Raw genomic sequence first — 22133 nt, 5'->3', positions numbered from 1 at the left:
GGGCGCAAGTGGGTGCTGATGGCGGGAATCAGGAAGTCCGGTCCCGGACGGACTTCTCCTCGGAGAGCCGGCGCCGGTCCTCGGCGTCGACGTCCTGGAGGGAGATGCCCTTGGTCTCGCGCAGCGTCCACACCGAGAACAGGGTGATGAGGCAGGCGATGGCGATGTAGATGGCGATCGGCACCCAGGAGTTGAACTCGCGCAGCAGGGCGGTCGCGATGATCGGGGCCAGCGAGCCGGCCACGATCGAGGTCACCTGGTAACCCAGGGAGACGCCCGAGTAGCGCATCCGGGTGGGGAACATCTCGGCCATGATGGCCGGCTGCCCGGCGTACATGAGCGCGTGGATCATCAGGCCGATGGTGATGGCCGCCAGGATGATGAAGCTGTTGTCGGTGTCGAACATCGGGAAGGCGATGAACGCCCAGAAGATGCCGAGGAAGGCGCCCGCGGCGTACATCGGGCGGCGGCCCACCTTGTCGGTGGCCCGGCCGACGAGCGGCACGCAGATCGCGTGGATCACGTGGGCGATCAGGAGCAGGAGCAGGATCCGGCTGGTGTCGACGTCCCGCTGGGTGGACAGGTAGGTGATCGAGAAGGTGACCACCACGTAGTAGAGGATGTTCTCCGCGAAGCGCAGGCCCATGGCGCCGAAGACGCCGCGGGGGTAGCGGCGGAAGACCTCGCCCACGCCGTAGGCGGCGGACTTCTCCTCGAGGACCTCCTTCTGGGCCTCCTTGAAGATCGCGGCGTCCGTCACGTGGGTGCGGATGTAGTAGCCGATGGCCACGATGACGATCGAGAGCCAGAAGCCCACGCGCCAGCCCCAGGAGAGGAATGCCTCCTCGGAGAGCGTGAAGGACAGGGTGAGCAGCACGACGGTGGCCAGCAGGTTGCCCAGCGGCACGGCGGCCTGCGGAAAGCTGGACCAGAAGCCGCGCTCCTTGTTGGGGGAGTGCTCGGCCACGAGCAGGACGGCCCCGCCCCACTCGCCGCCCACCGCGAAGCCCTGCACGAAGCGCAGCACCACGAGCATCGCCGCGGCCCAGTAGCCGACCTGGTCGTAGCCGGGCAGGCAGCCCATCAGGAACGTGGCGGCGCCGACCATCACGATCGAGATCTGCAGCAGGTGCTTGCGCCCGTACTTGTCGCCGAAGTGGCCGAAGACGATGCCGCCCAGCGGGCGGGCGATGAAGCCGACCGCGTAGATCAGGAACGCCTTGAGGATGCCGTCCAGCGGGTTGCCGGTGTCCACGAAGAACAGCTGGCCGAAGACCAGGGTGGACGCGGTGGCGAAGAGGAAGAACTCGTACCACTCCACGACCGTGCCGGCCATCGACGCCGCCACGACCTTCTTCAGCCCGCCCCGGTTCTCGGGCGAGTCGTTCGGGTCCGCCGAGGCGGCGACCCTGTCCTCAGTGCTCATGGAACTCTCCTCCTGCTGGGGAAACGGTGACTGTAGTCACATTGTTTGCCTACAGTCTGCGGATTTGTGTTGCGCTTCACAATGACCATGCGCTCGCGGTGCCTGTGCAAAAATGCACATACCGCCCGGTCGTGTGCGTTCCCCGGGGGCCGGTCCAGTCGTTCGGAGGAGTTCCCCCTTGTCGCACGGTGCCGACGACCTCCTGCTCCTGCTCGCGGTGGTCCGCCACGGCTCCTACGCCGGCGCCGCCGCGGATCTCGGGCTCAGTCACACGACCGTGTCGCGGCGGATGGCCGCGCTCGAGAAGATCGTGGGTGCCCGGCTGCTCGTGCGCACCGGGGAGATGTGGGAGCCCAGCGAGCTCGGCCGGAAGTTCGTGGCCGCCGGCGAGGAGATCGAGGCCGCCATGGGTTCCCTCCCGCTCGGCGCGGGCGGACGCGGCAACTCCATCAACGGCGTGGTGCGGGCGCTGGCCCCGGACGGCTTCGGCGGCGTGGTGATGGGCGCGGCCATGCGGCGGCTCATCGAGGACCACCCCGGGGTGCGGCTGGAGATGATCAACGCGGCCCGGCGGGCGCAGACCAATCCGGTGGGCATCGACCTGGAGGTGGTCGTCGGGCGTCCGGAGGTCTCCCGCAAGGAGGCCTTCCACCTGGCCGACTACTCCCTGGGCGTCTACGCCTCGCGGGACTACCTCGGCGCCCACCCGCCCATCCGCACGCCCGACCAGGTGCAGGAGCACCCGCTCATCTACTTCGTGGACTCCATGCAGGACGTCGCCGAGCTGGACATCCCGCGCCGGCGGTTCCCGCGGATGCGCCAGGGCGTGGGCGCGACGTCCTCGGTGGTGCACGTGGAGCTCACCCGCGCGGGCGCGGGCGTCGGGCTGCTGCCCTGCTATCTCGCCGAGCGCACCGGGGACCTGGTGCGGCTCTTCCCGGAGGAGCTGTGGTTCCCCGTGGAGTACTGGGTGGTCTCGCGCGCCGACCTGCTGCGCCGGCCCGCCGTGCAGGCCGTCATGACGGCGATCCGCGCGGCCGTGGCCGACATGAAGGAGGAGCTCATCGCCGCTCCGCGTCACTCCCCGTGAGAGCTCGAGCCGGGTTCCTGCCCCGTGCGGCGGAGGCGAGCGGGGCCGGGTCCGGGGCGGTGCCCGGGCGCGGCACGGCTGCTGTCCGCACTGTCCGTGCTGTCCCTGCGGCGGTGCCGGGCACGCCTCGCGGCCGCCCTGACCAGCAGGCACCGGCGACCGGGGTGAGCAGGGGATAGCTCTTCCGGCCCGGTGGTGGGCCGGCGGATCGTGCGGAAGACTGGGCGCATGGACGCAACCACGCCGCCACTGCAGCGCGTACCCGCCGGCGGGGGACCGGCCCGGGTGCCGGGCGCGGGCGCGGCAGGAGGGCGGGCCGATCAGCTCGGGGACCTGGCTCGGGTCCTGCAGCAGGGGACCGGCTTCGAGCAGACCCTGGACACGATCGTGGCCGCGGCCCTGGACCTGATCCCCGGCACGGCGGCCGCGTCGATCTCCGTGGTCGAGCACCGCCGGAGGATCCGCTCGCACGCACACTCCAGCGACCTGCCGGTCAGGGTGGACCGACTGCAGGAGGCGATGGGGGAGGGCCCGTGCCTGGACGCGATCTGGCACCAGTGCACCGTGCGGGTGCCCGATGTCGCTCACGAGGACCGGTGGCCGACCTTCGCCCCGGCCGCCGCCGCGGTCGGCGCGGCATCGATGCTGTCCTTCCAGCTGTACGTGGAGGCCGACAACCTCGGGGCGTTGAATCTCTTCGGGGCCGAAGCCGGTGCCTTCGACGCCGAGTCGGAGGAGATCGGCCGGCTGGTCGCCGTCCACGCGGCGGTGGCCTTCGCCGACGCCAAGCGGATCCTCAATCTCGAGGACGCCCTGGCCGCCCGGGACGTGATCGGACGCGCCAAGGGCATCCTGATGGAACGCCACAAGGTCACCGATCAGCAGGCCTTCCTGCTGCTGAGCGCCGCCAGCTCCCGGACCCACGTCAAGCTGCGCGAGGTCGCCGAACAGCTGGCCACCACCGGCATCCTGCCCGGCTCCGGAGGATGATCGCGCCCGGACCGGCCGCACCGGGGGAGGTCAGGGCCGGTCCGGGAGGGTGCGGCCGAGCCCGGCCTGGTGCTGACGGGGTCCGTGGACCCCGGGGCGGCCGAGGTGGTGCTCGCCCGAGCCCCGAGCCCCGAGCCCTGAGGCCCGAGTCCCGGGCCTCAGTTGCTGATCGCCGGCGCCGCGCAGATGTAGTTGGTCTCCAGCACCTGGGCGGCCAGGAACCGCGCTGCATCGGCACGGGTGAGGGAGGGGCCCACACTGTCCCGGTGGGTCATCCCCACCTGCCGCACCCCGCGCGGGGGACCATGGGTGAGGCCCGGGCAGCGCACCACCGTCCAGCTCAGCGGAGAACGCGCCACCGTCTCGAACGCCGAGGCCACCGCCTGCCGGGTCCGGGGGCAGCAGCCCAGCGCCAGCAGCCGCAGGGCGCTGCGCCACCCGAGCCGGCGACTCGCCGGCTCCAGCAGCACGTCCGGGCGCAGCCCGATGTAGCGCAGCCGGCCGTGCCGCTGCATGCCCGCGGCGATCTCCCGGGTGGCCGCCGCGGAGCGCTCCAGGGCGCGTCCGCCGCGGCAGTCACCGAGGGCGTCGACGAAGACCTCGTGGCCGGCGGCGAGATCGTCCACCAGGCCGGCGTCGAGCGGGTCGCCGGTGCGCAGCACCACACGGTCCACCCACTCCTGCGGCACCCACGGGTGGGCCGCGGCCACCGCGGTCACCAGGTGGCCGCGGAAGATGAGATCGGTGACGACCTCGCGTCCCAGGAGGGTGTCGGCGCCGAAGACCACGACCCTCACCGGACGGACCCCGTGGCCGGAGACGGGAGACCGGGCTCGCGGCCGGAGGTGGCGCGCGCACCGGACAGATCAGGCGGGACGGCAGGGAACAGGGCAGCGCTCATGACAGGAAACCTCCGCGGGAGACGTCATGGCCAGCTGTTCGGCCGGGGTCCAGCCTAGACGACGGCGCAGGTCAGCGCGGTCAAACCACTGCCGGTGCCCTGCCGGCCGGGGGTCCCGTCCGCGGATCCGTCGTCGGTGACGGTGCTCCGGGAGTCCCGCGGGCAGCGCTGCCCGTCCGGCCCCCGTACGCTCGGGAACGACCCTGTCGCACGACCACGACCAGAGGAGTTCGCCCCATGGAGTACACCCGACTCGGCAGTTCCGGTCTCTACGTCTCCCGGCTGGCCCTGGGCACCATCCCCTTCGGCTCCGGCGGAGGGTTCGAGAAGATCGCGGGGCTCGGCCCGGACGAGGCGAAGCGACAGATCGACGCGGCCCTGGACCGCGGCGTGAACTTCATCGACACCGCCAACCTGTACTCGGGCGGGGACGCCGAGCGGGTCCTGGGCGAGGTCCTGGGGAGCAAACGGAACGACGTCGTCCTCACCTCCAAGGCGCGGACCCCCACCGGGGACGGCCCGAACGACGGCGGCGCCGGCCGGATCCACCTGACCCGCGCCGTCGAGGACAGCCTGAAGCGGCTGAGGACCGACCACCTCGACCTGCTCTACCTCCACCAGTGGGACGGGCAGACCCCGGTCACCGAGACCATCGCCACCGCCACCGAGCTGATCCGGGCCGGGAAGATCCGGTACTGGGGCGTCTCCAACTACAACGGGTGGCAGCTGGCCAAGACGGTGTACGAGGCCCGGGCGGCCGGTCTCGAGGGCCCAATCGCCCACCAGGCCTACTACACGCCGGAGGCCCGGGAGATCGAGTACGAGATCGTCCCGGCCGCCCGGGACCTCGGGGTCGCGACCTACGGCTGGAGCCCGCTGGGCGAGGGGCTGCTCAACGGCAAGGTCCGCCGCGGCGCCGAGACCCCGTCCGACACCCGCCAGGGCACCGGCTGGCCCGAGCCCCACGTGGTGGACCGGGAGCGCGCCTACGACCTCATCGAGCTGTTCGACGAGATCGCCGGGGAGCTCGGCTGGTCGATCCCCCAGGTGGTGATCTCCTGGATCCTGGGCCGCCCGGGCATCGCCGGGACCGTGATCGCCGCGCGCAGGTTCGAGCACCTCACGGAGGACCTCGCCGCCGCCGAGCTGACGCTGCCGCAGGAGGCCCGGGACCGCATCACCAGGGCGTCGCAGCTGCCCGCGTACTACCCGCTGTGGCACCGGCTGCTCAACGGCCAGGACCGGCCCGAGCCCGCGGAAGCGGAGTTCTACGCCGAGCAGCGGAGCCACGTCCTCGGGGAGGACCAGGGCTGACCGCCGCTCGCGGCGGCTCGCGGTCGGTCCCGAGAACTATTCTGTGGAAATGACCTCGCACCCTCCGCGACGACCGGCTCCCTGGCAGACCGGCGGGCCCGGCCCGCACGTTCCCCCGGGCGCCGGACACCCCGGCCCGCCCGCCGGGCGGCCGGGCGCGCCGGCCCCGCACCACGTCCCGCCGCGAGGCGCCGTTCCACCCCCGGGCGTTCCGACGACGACGGCACCGCTCACCCACTCCGAGTTCTACCGCACGCCAGGGAACCGCTGGTGGAAGGGGCTGGTCAGCATCCTGGCCCTCGGCGCGGCGATCGCCCTGTTCTCGATCGCGCTGTCCTTCGGCGGCACGCTGGTCGACCTCCTGCTGGGCAGCACCACCCTGGAGGAGCTGGGGAGGGGGCAGATCACCCTGACGCCGGCGCTGCTGCTGGCGACCAACCTGTCGCTGATCGCCTCGGCCGCCGTCGCGGTGGTCCTGCACCGGTACCTGCACCGGCAGCCGGTCGGCACGCTCCACGCGGTGGCCGGCCGTTTCCGGTGGGACTGGCTGGGGCGGGCGTCCGTCGTCGTCGTCCCGCTGTTCGTGGCCTACGTGGCGGTCATCGTCCTCATCGAGACACCGGGGCCGATCGTCCTGGACGCGACCGCCTGGGCCTTCCTCGCGATCGTCCTGCTGACCACACCCCTGCAGGCGGCGTCCGAGGAGTACATGTTCCGGGGCGTCATCCAGCGCGCGGCCGGCTCGTGGGTCTCCGGGGCCGTGCCGTCCTTCGTGCTCGGCACCCTGGTGAGCGCGGTGCTGTTCTCCCTGGCGCACTTCGCCACGGACGGGTGGCTCATCGCCTACTACCTGGTGTTCGGGATCGCGATGTCGCTGCTGACCCAGTTCACCGGTGGGCTCGAGGCGGCCTCGCTCGTGCACGCGGCGAACAACGTGATGCTGTTCCTGGTGTCCGCGTCCACGGGACAGATGAGCGAGGGGATGGACCGCTCGGCCGGTGTGGGCGGCCCGTTCATGCTGGCGCCGATGGCCGTCATTGCCGCCATGGCGGCGATCCTCATCGGCCTCGGCCGGTGGCGGGGACTGCAGCGCCGGGCCGTTCCGCCGGTGACGGCCTGAGGCCGCTCTGTCCCCCAGGGAAAGGCAGGGCCGGTGGGTGAGGCCCACCGGCCCTGAGCCGGTCGGCTACAGCTCGCGGTCCTCCACGACGTCGAGGTCGCGGAACGTGGGCTCCCCGTCCATGAGCTCGCGCAGCTTCCCGGCGTACTCCTGGGTCTGCGGGAGCTGGGAGTTCTCCATGGCGGACTCGTAGGAGTCGAAGAAGACAATGTCGCAGTAGCGGTTCGGATCGTTGCGGTCTCTCGTCGACACGGCACGGCGAGCCGTTCGCTCTCCTTGCGAGGCCTGCTCCCATTCCGTGTAGACCTCGGCCACCTGATCCGGCTTCGAGGTGGTGTATTCGATCAGCTGGATGAAGGCCATCACGCACTCTCCTTGGGATGTGACCCCCCCCGGACTCCCAGTTTAAGTCCGTGCGGCCGGGGCGGCGGGCAGATGACGATCATGGTCCCCGTGTACCGGTGGAGCAGAGGGTACGGTGAACGGCGTCACACCCGTGCACCGAACACCGGAGGTCGTCGTGAAGATTCGTGGAGCCGTCCTGGAGACCATGGAGGCCTCCGCCCCGTACGCCGAGTCGCAGCCGTTGCGCGTCGAGGAGCTCGAGCTCGGCGAGCCCGGGCCCACCGAGCTGCGGGTGCGGATCACGGCCGCCGGGGTGTGCCACTCCGACCTCTCCGTGGTCAACGGCAACCGGCCGCGGCCCCTGCCGATGCTGCTGGGGCACGAGGCCGCGGGCGTCGTCGAGCACGTGGGTGCCGAGGTCACGGACCTGGCCGTGGGCCAGCATGTGGTCATGGCGTTCCTGCCGCGCTGCGGCGGGTGCGCCGCGTGCAAGACCGAGGGGCTGCTGCCGTGCACGGTCGGCTCGAAGGCCAACGCCTCGGGCACCCTCATCGAGGGCTCCCAGCACCTCACCTCCGAGACCCGCGGAAACGTTTACCACCACCTGGGGGTCTCCGGGTTCGCCACCCACGCCGTGGTGGACCGCCGCTCCGTGGTGCCCGTGGGCGAGGACGTCCCGGCCGCCATCGCGGCCGTCATGGGCTGCGCGGTGCTCACCGGGGGAGGGGCCGTCATCAACGCGGCACAGGCCGTCCCCGACGACGCCGTGGCCGTGGTCGGCCTCGGCGGCGTAGGACTCGCCGCGGTGCTGGTCGCCAAGGCCGTGGGCTGCCGCCGTGTGATCGCCGTGGACGCGCTCGCCGAGAAGCTGGAGCTGGCGAAAGAGTTCGGCGCGGACGAGGCCCTCACCCCGGACGAGCTCGTGGCGCTCGAGGACAAGCCCCGCGTGGTCATCGAGGCCGCCGGGCACCCCCGGGCGTTCGAGACCGCCTTCAACGCCACCGCCGTGGGCGGGGTGACCGTCACCGTGGGCCTGCCGGCGCCCGGCGCCATGTCCCAGATCGAGCCGCTGAAGATCACCGCCGAGGCCCGCCAGATCATCGGCAGCTACCTCGGCTCCGCCGTGCCGGCGGTGGACATCCCCAAGTACGAGCAGATGTGGCGGGACGGCGTGCTGCCCCTGGAAAAGCTCATCACCTCCCACATCCAGCTGGACCAGATCAACGAGGCGATGGACGAGCTGGACGCGGGGCGAGCGGTGCGGCAGGTCATCGAGTTTTAGGCAATGCCTCCAATATCCCTGCTCAGGGCTCCAGCCGGCGCAACGGTACTGGCTGATGTGAATACCGTGGTCGGCATTGGACGTCGTAAGCGCCAAATAATTGACATGGGCTTGGAGCCCTGGTGAGACACATAGTCCACCGGGCCTAGGAAGATATACGGAGCGGTTCCTGCATCTTGGGTAGCGGATTCGCGAGCAAACAACATGATGTGGCTTTCTTGGGCGGAATGATGTTGATACCGCTGTCCCGCCGTGGATGAGGGAGTCGCCTGATTCTGTGACTCCCAGTGGAAGAGCGTCTCAGAGATCGCGTAGTCCTTATACATGGTGTTGGGCGAGAAGTCCTTCTCCGATTTGTGCAGGGTGACGAGGAGAGCCTCACAGCGTGACGACGGAATCCAGGACACACCCTCGCGAACAGTGCCCGGAGTGCGTTGGCCTTCCTCGCCCATGCCCAGGCCGGCAAGGAGTTCCTCGCGGCTGTAGTGCGCATGGGTCTGCAGAGGAATGTCGGAGTAGTCATGCCCCAGCGGCTGCGGAAGGTTGCGGGCACTGTCTGCCGTGACGTCGATGAGTTGCGACAGCTCGCTACGCAAAATCTCGTGCGAGCGAAGAAGCTGCAGTCCACTGTCGAGGTCTTCTGGGCCACCGCTATTCGGGCCCAGTGGCCAAAAGGAGTAGTAGAGCATGCGGGCTATGCGCTGCTCGCTGAGCGACAGGGACGACATTGTCGGCGCCTCTGGCTGAAGGAGAGCCTCGTAGGCCCGAAGACGAGCAGGGTCGTCCACATAAAGGAATGCCTTCGCGCGCTGCAACAACCTGAGGAGTTCAACTTCCCGATCCGCCTTGGGCCACACAACGTCCGGGATGAGTCCGCTGGCACGCCGAAGAGTGTTCCAGGTCGTCGGACGATCGTTGTACTTGCTTCTCCGGTAGATATCCGAGGCTTCGGACATCGAGTCTGAAAGGTACTGGCGCAGCGTGTACGACTCGGGCGCCGTCTGCTGCGAGGCTAGGTCCTTGATCTCCTCGACAACCTGTCGGGTGGTCAGGCGGAGCTGGCGCTTCACATTGTCGAGAACGACTGATTGAGCAACAGTGTCGAAGACAATCTGCGTTCCCGAAGGCAGGAAGGGGAAGCCATCCTCGAGGTCTTTCGCCAGTCGGGTCCGGCTCGACCCAGTAATGGCCCGGTACTTGAGGTCGAACCGAAAATCTCGGTGCTGGAAACCAATGAAATCCAAAACGGTCAGCACGGGTTTGTCGGGGGCAATGCGTAGGCCGCGTCCCAGTTGCTGCAGAAACAGCGTTGACGACTGTGTCGGCCGCAGCATGAGGATGGTGTCGACCTGCGGAATGTCGAGTCCCTCGTTGAAAAGATCAACGGCGAAGACGGCCCGAAGTTCTCCGCGTTGGAGCGCTTTGAGCGCGGTTCGCCGTTCGTCACTGGAGCTTTCGCCCGACAGGGCAGAGGAGGGCATGCCCGCCTCAGTGAACTTTCGAGCCATGTACTGGGCGTGCTTAATGGAGACACAGAAGCCGATGGCTTTCATGTCGTGAGGATCTAGTACCTTGTCATTCAGTGCTTGAAGCACCTTGGCGGTGCGGGCGTCGTTGCCCGTGTACACGGCATCCAGTTCCGTGTCCTCGTATCGGCCGCGACGGAACTGGAGTGAGGCCAGATCGACGCCGTCTGAGATGCCGAAGTAGTGGAACGGTGTCAATAGTTGTTGGTCAAGGGCGTCCCATAGGCGTAGCTCACTGGCGATGCGTCCATCAAAGAACTTCTGTGCGACATCGACGCCATCGCCCCGTTCTGGAGTCGCGGTGAGTCCTAATAGTTCCGTCGGCCGGAAGTGCCCGATAATTTTCTGGTAGGTCGGGGCGTCGGCGTGGTGGAACTCATCAATGACAACGATGTCAAAGGCGTCGGACGAATAGTTGTCGAGGTTTCTCTGGTTGAGGGATTGAATTGAAGCGAAGACGTGCTTGCCACGAACCGGCCGCTGACCGTCCACCATGAGCTCCCCGAATGCCCCATCTCGGAGCACTGTGGCGTAGGTCTTTTGCGCTTGCTCCAAAATCTCCCGTCGATGCGCCACGAAGAGCAGGGACAGTTCGTCGGCAGACGCTTCCTGAAGGCGGCGAAAATCCAACGCGGCGACGATGGTCTTCCCCGTGCCAGTAGCCGCGACGATGAGATTGCGGTGGCGGTCGTGAATGATTCGCTCGGCTTCTAGCTCTTGCAGCATCTGGGCTTGGTAGGGGTAGGGACGTACATCCACGTTGGCGATGGACACGTCTTTGCCAATGCGTCCACCACACTGCGCGAGGGCTGCCTCCAGACGCTCGTGGTCTGATACGGGATCGTACGGCTCGAACGATTCCGATGCCCAGTAACTGTCGAACGTTGCCTCGAACTTCTGAAGAAGGGCAGGGGTGGCAATGGATGACAGCCGAACGTTCCATTCCACACCATCCAGCATCGCTGAATGGGAGAGATTCGAGCTTCCCACATACGCCGTGCTGAAGCCGCTGTTGCGATGGAACATCCAGGCTTTGGCGTGTAGGCGTGTATTCCGGGTCTCGTAACTGACTCGAATCTCTGCACCGTATTTCCGCGCCAGCGCATTGATCGCTTTGGCATCGCTGGCGCCCATGTAGACGGTCGTCAGTACGCGGAACGGGATGCCCCGGTCCTTCAGAGATTGAAGCTCCTTGTCCATCACGTGCAAACCCGACCACTTGACGAAGGCAATGAGAAGATCCACGCGATCGGCGCTTTCGAGCTCCTTGGCGATCTCACGCCCGACCTGCGGCTCATGCGGTGTATTGGTCAGTAGGGCCGCGTCAGATAGCGGAGTTGCTGGCTTTCGTGCCGCGGCCTTAGTCGTCGGCGCAATCGCCACGAGCTGCCGCGGACCTTCGCCGATGCACGCCGGATCCCGCATTCCATCGTTAAGGGCTGCCAGGATGCGATTGGCTTCGTCCACACGAGAAGCAGCGGGTATGGACTCTAAGTGGAACAGAATGCGGTCGTTGAGATAGCGCGCGAGAACGTGAGGGGTGTCAGCCGGGTCTACGGTGTCGAGAGCGGCACAGCCGTCCGGCAACTCCGTAAGTTTCGTCGCCAACACGGAGTCTTCCAGGAGCTCATACAGGCCGGGGGAAAGACGGTCGACGTTGGCATTTTGCGATTGACCCATAGTGGCAGCCTAAGGTCGCCGACGTCACGGATTGATGAGCGCGGCATCAGTAGACGTGACGCGTCGTGCCAGAAGTTGCGTCGACCTGCCGGGTTGCGTGGCTCGGAGCTTTGGCTGGGTCGGGGAGGGCTTCTAAGTCCTACAAAGACGCACCCACATGTGCATAGAAGTATCAATCTACGTCGGATTAATCGGCTAGTGTCCCGCGTCACACCTCCGTAGCGTTGAGGACATCGCGCACCGGCCGCCCGCTCTTCTGCTCGCCAGGTGCCTTCCCCTTGGTGTCCACGAAGGAGTACCCGCATGTTCGGCATGCCCCGCCGCCTGCTCTTCGGCTATCTCGCCCTCGCCGTCTTCATGACCGGTGATGGTTTTGAGCTCACGTTCCTGTCCCGCTTCCTCGTCGAGAACGGCTTCACGCCCACCCAGGCCGGCCTCGTCTTCACCGTCTACGGCCTGGTGGTCGCCATCTCGGCGTGGACCACCGGCGTGCTGGCCGAGGTCGTCGGCGCCAAGCGCCTCATGGTCCTCGGCGGCGTGCTCTGGATGGTGCTGCACGTCCTGTTCCTCACCGTGGGACTGGAGAGCGTGCTCGGCACGATCCTCATCTACGCCCTGCGCGGGGTCGCCTACCCGCTGTTCATGTACTCGTTCGTGGTGCTCATCGCGCAGTCGGTGCACCCCAGCCGCCTGGCTTCGGCCATGGGCTGGTTCTGGGCGTCCTTCTCGCTGGGCATCGGGGTGATGGGCGCCTACGTGCCCAGCCTCCTGGTCCCCGTCATCGGCGAGTACGCCACCCTGTGGATGTCCCTGCCCTTCGTGGCGGCCGGCACCCTGATGTGCGCCTTCCTGGTCCCCGGCGCCCCGCCCGAGACGGACCTCTCCCAGAAGCTGCACGGCGCGGAGCGCACCCGCGAGCTGCTGCGCGGCGTGACCATCCTGGTGGAGAACCGGCAGATCGCGCTCTCCGTGGTCATCCGGGTGCTGTGCAACCTCACCCTCTACGCGTTCCCGATGATGATGCCGCTGTACCTGACCACCGGCGAGATCGGCGGTGAGTCCTGGTTCACCCTGCCCGAGTGGATGATGCTGTGGGCGATCATGAACACCATCACCATCGGCGCCAACATCGTCTGGGGCCGGCTCGGCGACCGCTACGGCTGGATGCGCCAGATGCGCTGGTTCGGCTTCGGCGGCATGGCGCTTGCGGTCCTCGCCTTCGCCTACGTCCCGGTGTGGTTCGGCCCCAGCTTCCCGGCGATGATCGGGGCCGCCGTGCTCTTCGCCCTGTCCGTCACCGCGTTCGTCCCGATGGGCGCCATCTTTCCAGCCCTGGCCCCCGAGCACCGCGGCGCGGCGATCTCCGCCCACAACCTCGCCTCCGGGCTGACCACGTTCCTCGGCCCCGGCATCGCCACCCTGCTGCTGCCCGTCCTCGGCCCGATCGGGGTGTGCTGGGTCTTCGCCGGCCTGATGCTCCTCGGCACCCTCACCACCTTCTTCATCCACCCGCCCCAGCCCGGCCTCACCACCGAGGACGGCCGGATGCTCCCGCGCCGCGACCGCCTCGCCATGGCCGCCTGAAAGGACCTGAGATCATGAACCCCACCACGCTCACCACCCCGCACCCCACGACCACCGCCGCGAAGTCCCCGAGCATCCAGGAGAGCAGCATGGACGCCGTCGTCCTCGAACGCCAGCACGAGATCCAGGTCCGGCCCGTCCCGGGGCTGCGCCCGGTGGGCCCCGGCGAGGTGCGCATCAGCGTGCACACCGTGGGCATCTGTGGCAGCGACGTCCACTACTTCACGCACGGGCGGATCGGCCCCTACGTCGTCGAGAACCCCATGGTCCTCGGGCACGAGGCCTCCGGCACGGTGCTGGAGGTGGGGGAGGGCGTGGACCACCTGGCCGTGGGGGACCGGGTCTGCATGGAGCCGGGCATTCCCAACCCGCGCTCCCGGGCCGCGCGCCTGGGCATGTACAACGTGGACCCGGACGTGCAGTTCTGGGCCACACCCCCGGTGGACGGCTGCCTGCAGCCCGAGATCATCCACCCCGCCGACTTCACCTATAGGCTCCCCGAGCAGCTCTCGCTGGAGGAGGGCGCCCTGATCGAGCCCTTCGCCGTGGCGGTGCACGCGGTGACCAAGGCCGGTCTGGCGCCGGGCGACGTCGTCGTGGTGGTGGGCGCCGGCACCATCGGGGTGCTCACCGCCATCGCGGCCGCCGCGAGCGGCGCGTCCCGCGTGTACATCTCGGACGTGGCGCCGGAGAAGTTCGCCAAGATCGAGGCCTACCCGACCATCCACGCCGTGGACGTCTCCCGCCAGGACCTCGGCGAGGCGGTGCGGGAGGCCACCGACGGGTGGGGCGCAGACGTGGTGTTCGAGGCCAGCGGCAGCCCGCACGTCTTCGGGAACCTGTGGGAGATCCCCGCGCCCGGCGGGACCGTGGTCCTGGTCGGCATTCCCGTGGACCCGGTGCCGCTGGACGTCGCCGCCGCGCAGGCCCGGGAGCTGCGGATCGAGACGGTGTTCCGCTACGCCAACTCGTACCAGCGGGCCATCGAGCTCGCCGCGTCCCCGGCCGTGGACCTGGGCGCCCTGATCAGCGCCACCTATCCGTTCGCCGCAGCGGTGGCCGCGTTCGAGCGCGGCGCCGAGGGCCGGCCCACCGACACGAAGATCCAGATCCGCGTGGCCGGGGCCTGACCGTGGCTGCCGCCGCACGGAGCACGACGCCGGAGGAGCCCACCTCCCCGGTCCGGGAACTGGTGATCCCGGACCCGTCGAGCTCCGTGCGGTGGCACCAGCACGACTGGCCCCACCCCCTGGCCCGCTGGCACTACCACCCCGAGGTGGAGGTGCACCTGATCCGGGAGTCCTCCGGGACGGTGATGGCCGGCGACTGGGCCGGGCCCTTCGGCCCCGGCCACCTCAGCCTCATGGGCTCCTTCCTGCCGCACAACTGGATCTCCCACCGCGACGACGACGCCGTGGTCCGCCACCGGGACGCCGTGCTCCAGTTCGACCAGGAGCGGTTCTTCGCCGCCGCCGGGACGCTGCCCGAGCTCGAGGCCCTGCGCCCGCTGCTGGCGGCCGCGGCCCGGGGCATCGAGTTCTCCGGCCGCAGCGCCGTCCAGGGCGCCGCGGCGATGGAGGCGGTGAACGGCACGTTCGGTCTCCGGCGGCTGGCCGCTGTGGCCGAGCTGCTGGGGATCCTCGCCGACTCCCCGGAGGCGGAGCGCCGCTACCTGGACAGCCACGGCGGCTCCTACCGGCTGGACGCCGCCGAGGCCGAGGTCTTCAACCGGGCGCTGGGCTACATCACCGAGCACCTCGACGGTCGGATGCTCGTCCCGGACGTGGCCGAGGCCGTGGGGCTGAGCCGGGACGCCTTCTCGAGGCTCTTCGCCAAGGCCACCGGCGTCGGCTTCAACCGCACGGTCACCCGGATGCGGCTCACCGAGGCCTGCCGGCTGCTGCGCGGCACCGACCTGCCGGTCTCGGACATCTGCTACCGGGTGGGCTTCACCAACCTCTCCAACTTCAACCGGCACTTCCGGGCCACCACGGGCACCACGCCGTCCCGCTACCGGCGGATCGACCAGCTGTGAGGGCGGCACGTCGCCGTCGTGCGCTGGATGGAAACGGTGCACGCCACGCCGGTCCTTGTCCGGGTTCCCTGAGAGCCGGGGACGTGAGGGCTGTTCCCTCGTCCGCGCTGCCCGGATAGCCTCGACTTGGGCGGTGCTGCTCACGCATCGCCTGTCCTGGTGACCGGGTGCCTGTTTCAGCCCGGTCACTCGAAATTTGGGAGGTCAACATGACTGATGCACAGCAGGATCCGAACCAGACGGAAGGTCCCGCCGACGGCGGAGCCTTCGGTGCCTCGGGCATTCAGGACGGCGGTGCCGATGGCGGCGCCGACAGCGGCGCCGAAGGCCCCGCTGACGGTGGAGCGGCCGGCACCCCTGGCGTGCACGACGGTGGCGCGGACGGCGGCGCCGATGGCGGTGCCGACAGCGGAGCCGAGGGCCCGGCCGACGGTGGAGCGGCCGGCACCCCTGGTGTTCACGACGGCGGTGCCGACGGTGGCGCCGAGGGCCCCGCTGACGGTGGAGCGGCCGGCACTCCGGGCGTCCACGACGGCGGCGCGGACGGCGGCGCTGACGGTGGTGCCGATGGCGGCGCCGACGGAGAAGCCGGAGCACGAGGCCTCTGAGAGTGGACGCCGTCCGTGCTGACGGGCAGGACCCCGGCGCCCCTGGTGGCGCCGGGGTCCTGGAGACCCGTCTGATCGACATCGGCCGGGAGCGGTTCGCCCGTGACGTCTGGGGCCGGGAGCCGCTGCTCACGCGCCGGGCGGGCGGCTTCTCCGATCTGTTCTCCGCCGAGGCCGTCGACGAGCTGATCTCGCGCCGTGGACTGCGCACACCCTTCCTGCGCGTCGCCAAGGACGGGTCGACGTTCCCCGACTCGTCCTTCACCTCGACCGCCGGTGTCGGCGCCACCATTGCGGATCAGCTCGACGACACCGCGCTGTGGCGGAAGTTCGCCGACGGCGCCACGCTCGTGCTGCAGGCCCTGCACCGCACCTGGGAGCCGGTCGCGGACTTCAGCGCCGCACTGAGCGGCGAGCTCGGGCACCCGGTGCAGGCCAACGCCTACATCACCCCGCCGCAGAACCGCGGGTTCGACGACCACTACGACGTCCACGACGTCTTCGTCCTGCAGATCGAGGGGACGAAGCGCTGGGTCCTCCACGAGCCGGTGCACCCGGACCCGCTGCGGGACCAGCCATGGACCGACCGCCGCTCCGCCGTGGCCGAGGCCGCGAAGGGCGAGGCGCATCTCGACGTGGTGCTCGAACCCGGCGACGCCCTCTACCTGCCGCGCGGCTGGCTGCACGCAGCCCAGGCGCAGGGGGCCGTCTCCATCCACCTCACTCTCGGGATCCACACCTGGACCCGCCACGGCCTGGCCGAGCAGCTCGTCCAGGAGGCGCTGGCGCTGCTGGCCGAGGATCCCGCGATGCGCCGGTCCCTGCCCGTGGGTGTCGACGGACCGGACGGGGAGCTCGGCACCGTCCGCGAGCGCCTGGTGGCCGCGCTCGCCGAAGCCGATCCCGCCCCGCGGTTCCACCGCACCCGCCGAGGGCAGGGGCGCCCGGCCCCGCTGGGACCGCTGGCCCAGCTCGCCGCCGTCCAGGACCTGGACCCCGGGTCCCCCGTGCGGCTGCGCGGTGCGCTGGAGGCTCGGCTGGAGGGTCCTCGGCTGAGCACGCGCGTGGGGTGGCTCGACTTCCCGGACGCCGATCTGCCGTCCGTCTCGTGCCTGCTCGACGGCGAGGTGCACACCGCGGGCGAGCTCGGCCTCGAGCTCGTCGAACGACTGCTGCGGGCGGGGGTCCTTGTTCCCTGTGACCAGTGACACCGCCACCGTGAATGCCTCGTGCCGCTTCTGGTGCGCCGACGGAGCCCGGGGGCGCGGCGACCCGATGGCGGGCACCGCGCCGCGCGGCGTGGTGTGGGTCCTCATCGAGTACCGAGGCGCCTGGCCCGTCAACGGTTTCGACGGCCTGGATCTGGAGCCCGAGACCAAGGCCCTCGTGTTCTCCGCCGCGCAGGCAGCGCGGGCGCGAGTGCTCCTGGTCCGGCGACACGGCCGCCGCAGCCGTGAGGGTACCAGCCGGTGGGCGGTGCTGCGCCAGGACAGCTCCGGCGTCGATCGTCAGCACTGGGGAACGTGGCGCCGCGACGAGGACCTCGCGGAGATCGCCACGGCCCTCGGCGTCCCCGGTGAGACCGGCCATCCACCGGTCCTCCTGGTCTGCGCCCACGGTCAGCACGATCCCTGCTGTGCGGTGCGCGGACGGCCCGTGGGACGTGCCCTGAGCGAGCGCTGGCCGGGGCTGGTCTGGGAGTGCTCGCATGTCGGCGGTGACCGGTTCGCCGCCAACGTCGTCGTGGCCCCGGACGGCGTCTACTACGGAGGACTCGACGCGGAGTCAGCCGTCACCACGATCGAGGAGCATCTGGCCGGCCGTGTGCACGCGGAGCACCTGCGCGGGTACACCGATCTCTTCCCACCCCAGCAGGCCGCTGTCGCGGCCGCGCTCGAACGCTTCGGCCCGGCCGGCCGGCACGATTACACGGTCACCGAGTCGGTTCGCGACGGCGACTGCTGGCGGATGCGTCTGATCGGCCGCCCACCCCGGCCGGGCCTCATCGACGTCGAACTGCGGTCCCACGCCGCCCCGCCGCATCAGCTGACCTGCCACGGACCGGCGACGAGCTCGGCCCAGGTCTACGAGCTCACCGCGATCCGCGTCGTCTGACGAACAGGGCGAGCGAGGGCATGGCACTCTGGCCGTGGCCGTGGCCGTGGCCGTGGCCGTGGCGGGGGCGGGGGCGATGAGGACCGCGGTGTCGTGGACGCCCCCGGTGGCCGGCCTTCACCCGGCGGTGCCACCGCGCTAGGCTCGAACTCCGACCCCCGGCGACCGTTCCCGCTGACCTGCCCCAGGCTCGCACCGGTGGAGCGGCCGGCACGTCGTCACCCCTGTGGCCCCGCCGATGTCAGGAGACCCCGATGGCCCTCGCGACTTTCAACGAGCTGCTCACCCGTCAGGTGGGCCACGAGTTCGCCGCCTCCCACCAGTACATCGCCGTGGCGGTCTGGTTCGACAGCCAGGACCTTCCCCAGCTGGCCCGGCACTTCTACCGGCAGTCCCTGGAGGAGCGCAACCACGCCATGATGATCGTCCAGTACATCCTGGACCGGGACCTGCCCCTGACCGTTCCCGGGGTGGGGGAGGTGCGCAACGACTTCGCCGACGTCCGTGAGCCCCTGGCCCTGGCGCTGTCCCAGGAGCAGGAGGTCACCGAGCAGATCAAGGCGCTGTTCGCCGCCGCCCGGGCCGAGGGGGACGCGCTGGGGGAGCAGTTCATGCTCTGGTTCCTGAAGGAGCAGGTCGAGGAGGTCGCCTCGATGACCACCCTGGTGAACGTCGCGGCCCGGGCCGAGAACCTCTTCGACCTGGAGAACTTCGTGGCCCGGGAGCACGTCGGCGACGGCGGGCACGGCCACGGCTCGGGGGCCCCGGAGGCCGCCGGCGGGGCCGTCTGAGCCGGCAGCCGTCCCAACGCCCTGGTTCCTGGGCCCTCACTCGCGCTCGCCCTCTCCCTTGTTGATTCCTCCGCCGAACCCCCACGCCCCACTCGCCCGATGCGGCGAGTCCCCAGTCCTGTCGCGTTTCCCCACGATCAAACCTGGGGATGTGCGACAGGACTGGGGACTCGGCGGAAGTTCTGGCCCGGAGCCTGGGGACTCGGCGGGAGTGCGGGTCAGTCGGTGGGGCGGGTGAGGTCGGCGTCCTCGTAGCGGACCATCTTGGAACCTGTGACCAGGCGGTGGCCCAGCCACAGGGCCAGGGACAGCGGCAGGCCGATGTAGGCCGACAGGGCGGCGAGCAGGTCGATGTCTCCGATGATGGCCTGGTAGTTCTGCCCCAGGATCACCACCGCGCACAGGGCCAGGGCGATCATCGGGCCGAGCGGGAAGAACCGTGCCCGGTAGGGGAGGTCGGCGAGGTCGTGGCCCTGGGCGGTGTAGGCCTTGCGGAAGCGGTAGTGGCTCCAGGCGATGCCCATCCACACGATGAACCCGGCCAGCCCCGAGGCGCTGACCAGCCACACGTACGCGGCACCGTCGCCGATCAGGGTGGTCAGGAAGCAGGCGGCTCCCACCGCGGTCGTTGCGAGCAGGGCGTTCATCGGCACGCCTCGGCGGTTGACCTTCGCGAGGAACCTGGGGGCCTTGCCGCTGTCGGCCAGGGCCCAGAGCATGCGGGTGGAGGCGTAGAGCCCGGAGTTGCCGGCGGAGAGGATGGCGGTGAGGATCACCGCGTTCATCACCGAGGCCGCCGCGAGCACCCCGGCGTTCTCGAACACGAGGGTGAACGGGGAGATGGAGATGTCCTCGACCCCGCTGCCCAGCAGGAAGGGGCTGGTGTAGGGAATGAGGAAACCCACGATGGCGATGGCCCCGACGTAGAACAGCAGGATCCGCACGAACACGGTGCGGATGGCCTTGGGCACGTTCTTCTCCGGGTTCTCCGCCTCGCCGGCGGCAACACCGACGAGCTCGGTGCCCTGGAAGGAGAAGCCGGCCACCATGAAGATCGCCAGGATCCCGGCCCCGCCCCCGACGAACGGGGCGTCCCCGGTGGTCCAGTTGCTGAAGCCGGCGGAGGTGCCGCCGATGATCCCGACGATCATGAGCACGCCCAGGACGAGGAAGACCACGATGGTGACCACCTTGATGAGGGAGAACCAGAACTCGCTCTCGCCGTAGGCGCGGGTGGACAGGGCGTTGAGGCCGAAGAGGATCGCGAGGAACAGGGCCGACCAGATCCAGGAGGGGACGTCGGGGAGCCAGTAGCGCATGATCAGCGCGGCGGCCACGAGCTCGGCGGCGACCGTGATGGCCCAGTTGTACCAGTAGTTCCAGCCGATGGCGAAGCCGAAGGAGGGGCTGACGAAGCGGGTGGAGTACTCCTCGAAGGCCCCGGAGACGGGCAGGTAGGTCGCCATCTCGCCCAGGGACTGCATGAGCAGGAAGACCATGAACCCGATGGCCACGTAGGCCAGCAGGGCCCCGCCGGGGCCGGCGGTGGCGATGGTGTTGCCCGAGGCCACGAACAGGCCGGTGCCGATGGCCCCGCCCATCGCGATCATGGTCAGGTGGCGGGGCTTGAGACTGCGGCGCAGCCGTGCGTGCGCCTCCGCGGGAGTCGGTGCTCCCCGGCCGGTCGGGGTGGTCGTCTGGGGCGGTGCGATGGTGTCCACGGGAACCTTTCCTCGGAGGTGGCGGGTCTGCACGCCGGGGGGAGGCCGGGGCGGTGTCCGACCGCCCCGGCCCGGGTCAGTCGTTGATGTAGAGCAGGCGCTTGTTGACGAACTCGTCCATGCCCAGCGGGCCCAGCTCGCGGCCGTAGCCGGAGCGCTTGACCCCGCCGAAGGGCATGCCGGCGCCCTCGGCCTCGGCGGCGTTGACGGCGGCCATCCCGCACTCCAGGCCCTCGGCGAGACGCCGGGCGCGGTCGGGGTCGGTGCTGAAGACCGCCCCGCCGAGCCCGTAGGGGGTGTCGTTGGCCAGGGCGAGGGCCTCGTCGTCGTCGGCCACCCGGTAGACCACCGCGACGGGACCGAAGAGCTCCTGATGGTAGGCGGCCATTCCCGGGGTGACGCCGGTGAGCACGGCCGGGGCCAGGTACGCCCCGGGCCCCTCGGTGAGGGTCCCGCCGGTGTGCAGGGTCGCCCCGGCCTCCACGGCCTCGCGGATCTGGGCGGCCAGGGTCTCGGCGGCGGCGCGGGAGGCCATCGGGGCGTAGGTGCCGTCGGCCTCGACGGACGGGTCGCCGGGCACCAGCGCGGCGGCCAGGCGGGTGAGCTCGGCCACGAACTCGTCGAAGATCCCGGCGGTGACGATCATGCGCTTGTTGGAGTTGCAGGCCTGGCCGGTGTTGCCCATCCGGGTGGCGAAGGCCGCGCGGGCGGACTCGCGCACGTCGTCGGTGTCGAGGACCACGTAGGGGTCGGACCCGCCGAGCTCCAGCACGGCCTTCTTCAGGTTCCGTCCGGCGATCGCCGCCACGGCCGCCCCGGCGCGTTCGGACCCGGTCAGGGACACGCCCTGAACGCGGGGGTCGGCGATGATGTCCTCGATCTGGGCGTGGGAGGCGAAGAGGTTCGTGTACACCCCGGCGGGCACCCCGGCGTCGTCCATCAGCTGCTGGAGGGCCGTCGCCGAGCGCGGGCAGGATTCGGCGTGCTTGAGCACGATCGTGTTGCCCAGCACCAGGTTGGGGGCGGCGAAGCGGGCCACCTGGTAGTAGGGGTAGTTCCACGGCATGATCCCCAGCAGCACCCCGACCGGGCGCCGCTGGATCACGGCCCGCCCGGTCCCGTGCGGAGTGGGCAGGACCTGGTCGGCGGCCAGGGCCGGGCCCTGGGCGGCGAAGTAGGCGAAGATCTCGGCGCAGAACTGCGCCTCGTCCCGGGCCTCGGAGACCGGCTTGCCCATCTCCTGGGTCGCGATGACGGCCAGCTCGTCGGCGCGCTCGGCGAACAGCTCGCCGACCCGGGCGGCCACGGCGGCCCGCTCCTCGATCGGCACGGCCCGCCACGCACGGAACGCGGCGTCGGCGGCGGTGAGCGCCTCCTCGACCTCGGTGTCAGTGGCGGTGGGGACCTCGGTCTCGAGCTGACCGGTGGCGGGGTCGATGCTGCGGTAGGCGGGCCGCTCGGTGCCGGCGCGGGCGCGCAGGGCGGATGTGGCAGTCACGGTGGGTCTCCTTCGGGCAGGGGTGGGCGCGGGCACGGGTGGGAGGCTCCTGGCGCGGAGCAGGGGAGAGCGCGGGCAGCGGGTGCGCAGGCTCGCCGGGTGGAGGA

18 protein-coding genes are annotated in these 22133 nt (G+C 69.9%); 11 read left to right on the top strand and 7 right to left on the bottom strand.

Translation table 11 applies throughout. The annotated features are described in order from the left end of the window. Positions 1 to 28 precede the first annotated feature (28 nt). Entirely contained in the window at positions 29 to 1426 is a 1398-nt protein-coding gene (locus tag ACYVM4_RS07105) for an MFS transporter (protein ID WP_460668084.1), read from the bottom strand. 178 nt (positions 1427 to 1604) lie between these two features. On the opposite strand from ACYVM4_RS07105, the gene ACYVM4_RS07100 reads away from it, so the two are divergent. Together ACYVM4_RS07100 and ACYVM4_RS07095 are read left to right on the top strand one after the other, a co-directional pair. Continuing rightward, positions 1605 to 2516, top strand: coding sequence for a LysR family transcriptional regulator (locus ACYVM4_RS07100; RefSeq protein ID WP_368821917.1), 912 nt, complete (start codon positions 1605 to 1607; stop codon positions 2514 to 2516). 228 nt (positions 2517 to 2744) lie between these two features. Then, positions 2745 to 3506 carry a GAF and ANTAR domain-containing protein gene (locus tag ACYVM4_RS07095; RefSeq protein WP_460668083.1) on the top strand — a complete coding sequence of 254 codons (762 nt, stop codon included), beginning with the start codon at positions 2745 to 2747 and terminating at the stop codon, positions 3504 to 3506. A 158-nt stretch (positions 3507 to 3664) separates the two neighbouring features. Here the strand turns inward: ACYVM4_RS07095 and ACYVM4_RS07090 are convergent, their stop codons facing one another. Then, on the bottom strand, positions 3665 to 4303 hold the full coding sequence (locus ACYVM4_RS07090) for an NAD(P)-dependent oxidoreductase (RefSeq protein WP_460668082.1): 639 nt from the start codon (positions 4301 to 4303) through the stop codon (positions 3665 to 3667). Between the two features lie 341 nt (positions 4304 to 4644). On the opposite strand from ACYVM4_RS07090, the gene ACYVM4_RS07085 reads away from it, so the two are divergent. Beyond that, positions 4645 to 5721: an aldo/keto reductase gene (locus tag ACYVM4_RS07085; RefSeq protein WP_460668081.1), complete on the top strand. Its 1077-nt coding sequence runs from the start codon at positions 4645 to 4647 to the stop codon at positions 5719 to 5721. A 49-nt stretch (positions 5722 to 5770) separates the two neighbouring features. Next, entirely contained in the window at positions 5771 to 6841 is a 1071-nt protein-coding gene (locus ACYVM4_RS07080) for a lysostaphin resistance A-like protein (RefSeq protein ID WP_460668080.1), read from the top strand. A gap of 66 nt (positions 6842 to 6907) precedes the next feature. Here ACYVM4_RS07080 and ACYVM4_RS07075 read toward each other — a convergent pair whose 3' ends face one another. Next, complete coding sequence (locus tag ACYVM4_RS07075; protein WP_460668182.1) at positions 6908 to 7204, bottom strand: hypothetical protein; 297 nt, start codon at positions 7202 to 7204, stop codon at positions 6908 to 6910. A 157-nt stretch (positions 7205 to 7361) separates the two neighbouring features. Between ACYVM4_RS07075 and ACYVM4_RS07070 the strand changes: the two genes are divergently transcribed. Further along, on the top strand, positions 7362 to 8468 hold the full coding sequence (locus tag ACYVM4_RS07070; protein WP_460668079.1) for a zinc-binding dehydrogenase: 1107 nt from the start codon (positions 7362 to 7364) through the stop codon (positions 8466 to 8468). Here ACYVM4_RS07070 and ACYVM4_RS07065 read toward each other — a convergent pair. Next, complete coding sequence (locus ACYVM4_RS07065) at positions 8465 to 11674, bottom strand: DUF3427 domain-containing protein (RefSeq protein WP_460668078.1); 3210 nt, start codon at positions 11672 to 11674, stop codon at positions 8465 to 8467. The two genes, ACYVM4_RS07070 and ACYVM4_RS07065, sit on opposite strands and share 4 nt — an antisense overlap. 303 nt (positions 11675 to 11977) lie before the next feature. Between ACYVM4_RS07065 and ACYVM4_RS07060 the strand changes: the two genes are divergently transcribed. From ACYVM4_RS07060 to ACYVM4_RS07050, 3 genes are read left to right on the top strand one after another with little or no spacing between them, the layout of a single operon-like run. Further along, positions 11978 to 13258 carry an MFS transporter gene (locus ACYVM4_RS07060; RefSeq protein WP_460668077.1) on the top strand — a complete coding sequence of 427 codons (1281 nt, stop codon included), beginning with the start codon at positions 11978 to 11980 and terminating at the stop codon, positions 13256 to 13258. A gap of 14 nt (positions 13259 to 13272) precedes the next feature. Beyond that, positions 13273 to 14388, top strand: coding sequence for an NAD(P)-dependent alcohol dehydrogenase (locus ACYVM4_RS07055; protein WP_460668076.1), 1116 nt, complete (start codon positions 13273 to 13275; stop codon positions 14386 to 14388). A gap of 2 nt (positions 14389 to 14390) precedes the next feature. Then, positions 14391 to 15293, top strand: a complete 903-nt coding sequence (locus tag ACYVM4_RS07050; protein ID WP_460668075.1) for an AraC family transcriptional regulator — start codon at positions 14391 to 14393, stop codon at positions 15291 to 15293. A gap of 185 nt (positions 15294 to 15478) precedes the next feature. Here ACYVM4_RS07050 and ACYVM4_RS07045 read toward each other — a convergent pair whose 3' ends face one another. After that, the gene (locus ACYVM4_RS07045) at positions 15479 to 15823 is read right to left on the bottom strand and encodes a hypothetical protein (RefSeq protein ID WP_460668074.1); all 345 of its coding nucleotides are present in this window, start codon (positions 15821 to 15823) and stop codon (positions 15479 to 15481) included. Positions 15824 to 15903: 80 nt separating this feature from the next. On the opposite strand from ACYVM4_RS07045, the gene ACYVM4_RS07040 reads away from it, so the two are divergent. The 3 genes from ACYVM4_RS07040 to ACYVM4_RS07030 all read left to right on the top strand — a co-directional run bounded on the left by ACYVM4_RS07040 (position 15904) and on the right by ACYVM4_RS07030 (position 18807). Beyond that, entirely contained in the window at positions 15904 to 17109 is a 1206-nt protein-coding gene (locus ACYVM4_RS07040; RefSeq protein ID WP_460668073.1) for a cupin domain-containing protein, read from the top strand. Positions 17110 to 17176: 67 nt separating this feature from the next. Beyond that, positions 17177 to 18016 (top strand): sucrase ferredoxin, encoded by an 840-nt coding sequence (locus ACYVM4_RS07035; RefSeq protein WP_460668181.1) that lies wholly within the window; start codon positions 17177 to 17179, stop codon positions 18014 to 18016. 254 nt (positions 18017 to 18270) lie between these two features. After that, a complete protein-coding gene (locus ACYVM4_RS07030; RefSeq protein WP_368821946.1) occupies positions 18271 to 18807 on the top strand; it encodes a ferritin in 537 nt (178 codons plus the stop codon). Positions 18808 to 19025: 218 nt separating this feature from the next. Here ACYVM4_RS07030 and ACYVM4_RS07025 read toward each other — a convergent pair whose 3' ends face one another. Both ACYVM4_RS07025 and ACYVM4_RS07020 read right to left on the bottom strand, forming a co-directional pair. Continuing rightward, a complete protein-coding gene (locus tag ACYVM4_RS07025; RefSeq protein WP_460668072.1) occupies positions 19026 to 20528 on the bottom strand; it encodes an amino acid permease in 1503 nt (500 codons plus the stop codon). 76 nt (positions 20529 to 20604) lie between these two features. Continuing rightward, positions 20605 to 22026, bottom strand: coding sequence for an NAD-dependent succinate-semialdehyde dehydrogenase (locus ACYVM4_RS07020; RefSeq protein WP_460668071.1), 1422 nt, complete (start codon positions 22024 to 22026; stop codon positions 20605 to 20607). Positions 22027 to 22133: the final 107 nt, after the last annotated feature.

The organism is Kocuria himachalensis (assembly GCF_054784195.1).
The sequence above is the reverse complement of the archived record's forward strand: the minus strand, read 5'-3'. Positions and strand labels throughout refer to the sequence as shown.

Coding starts and splice junctions, on each gene's coding strand:
- ACYVM4_RS07105 (WP_460668084.1), bottom strand. CDS start 1,426: ATGAGCACTGAGGACAGGGTCGCCGCCTCGGCGGACCCGAACGACTCG.
- ACYVM4_RS07095 (WP_460668083.1), top strand. CDS start 2,745: ATGGACGCAACCACGCCGCCACTGCAGCGCGTACCCGCCGGCGGGGGA.
- ACYVM4_RS07085 (WP_460668081.1), top strand. CDS start 4,645: ATGGAGTACACCCGACTCGGCAGTTCCGGTCTCTACGTCTCCCGGCTG.
- ACYVM4_RS07080 (WP_460668080.1), top strand. CDS start 5,771: ATGACCTCGCACCCTCCGCGACGACCGGCTCCCTGGCAGACCGGCGGG.
- ACYVM4_RS07075 (WP_460668182.1), bottom strand. CDS start 7,204: ATGGCCTTCATCCAGCTGATCGAATACACCACCTCGAAGCCGGATCAG.
- ACYVM4_RS07065 (WP_460668078.1), bottom strand. CDS start 11,674: ATGGGTCAATCGCAAAATGCCAACGTCGACCGTCTTTCCCCCGGCCTG.
- ACYVM4_RS07060 (WP_460668077.1), top strand. CDS start 11,978: ATGTTCGGCATGCCCCGCCGCCTGCTCTTCGGCTATCTCGCCCTCGCC.
- ACYVM4_RS07055 (WP_460668076.1), top strand. CDS start 13,273: ATGAACCCCACCACGCTCACCACCCCGCACCCCACGACCACCGCCGCG.
- ACYVM4_RS07035 (WP_460668181.1), top strand. CDS start 17,177: ATGGCGGGCACCGCGCCGCGCGGCGTGGTGTGGGTCCTCATCGAGTAC.
- ACYVM4_RS07030 (WP_368821946.1), top strand. CDS start 18,271: ATGGCCCTCGCGACTTTCAACGAGCTGCTCACCCGTCAGGTGGGCCAC.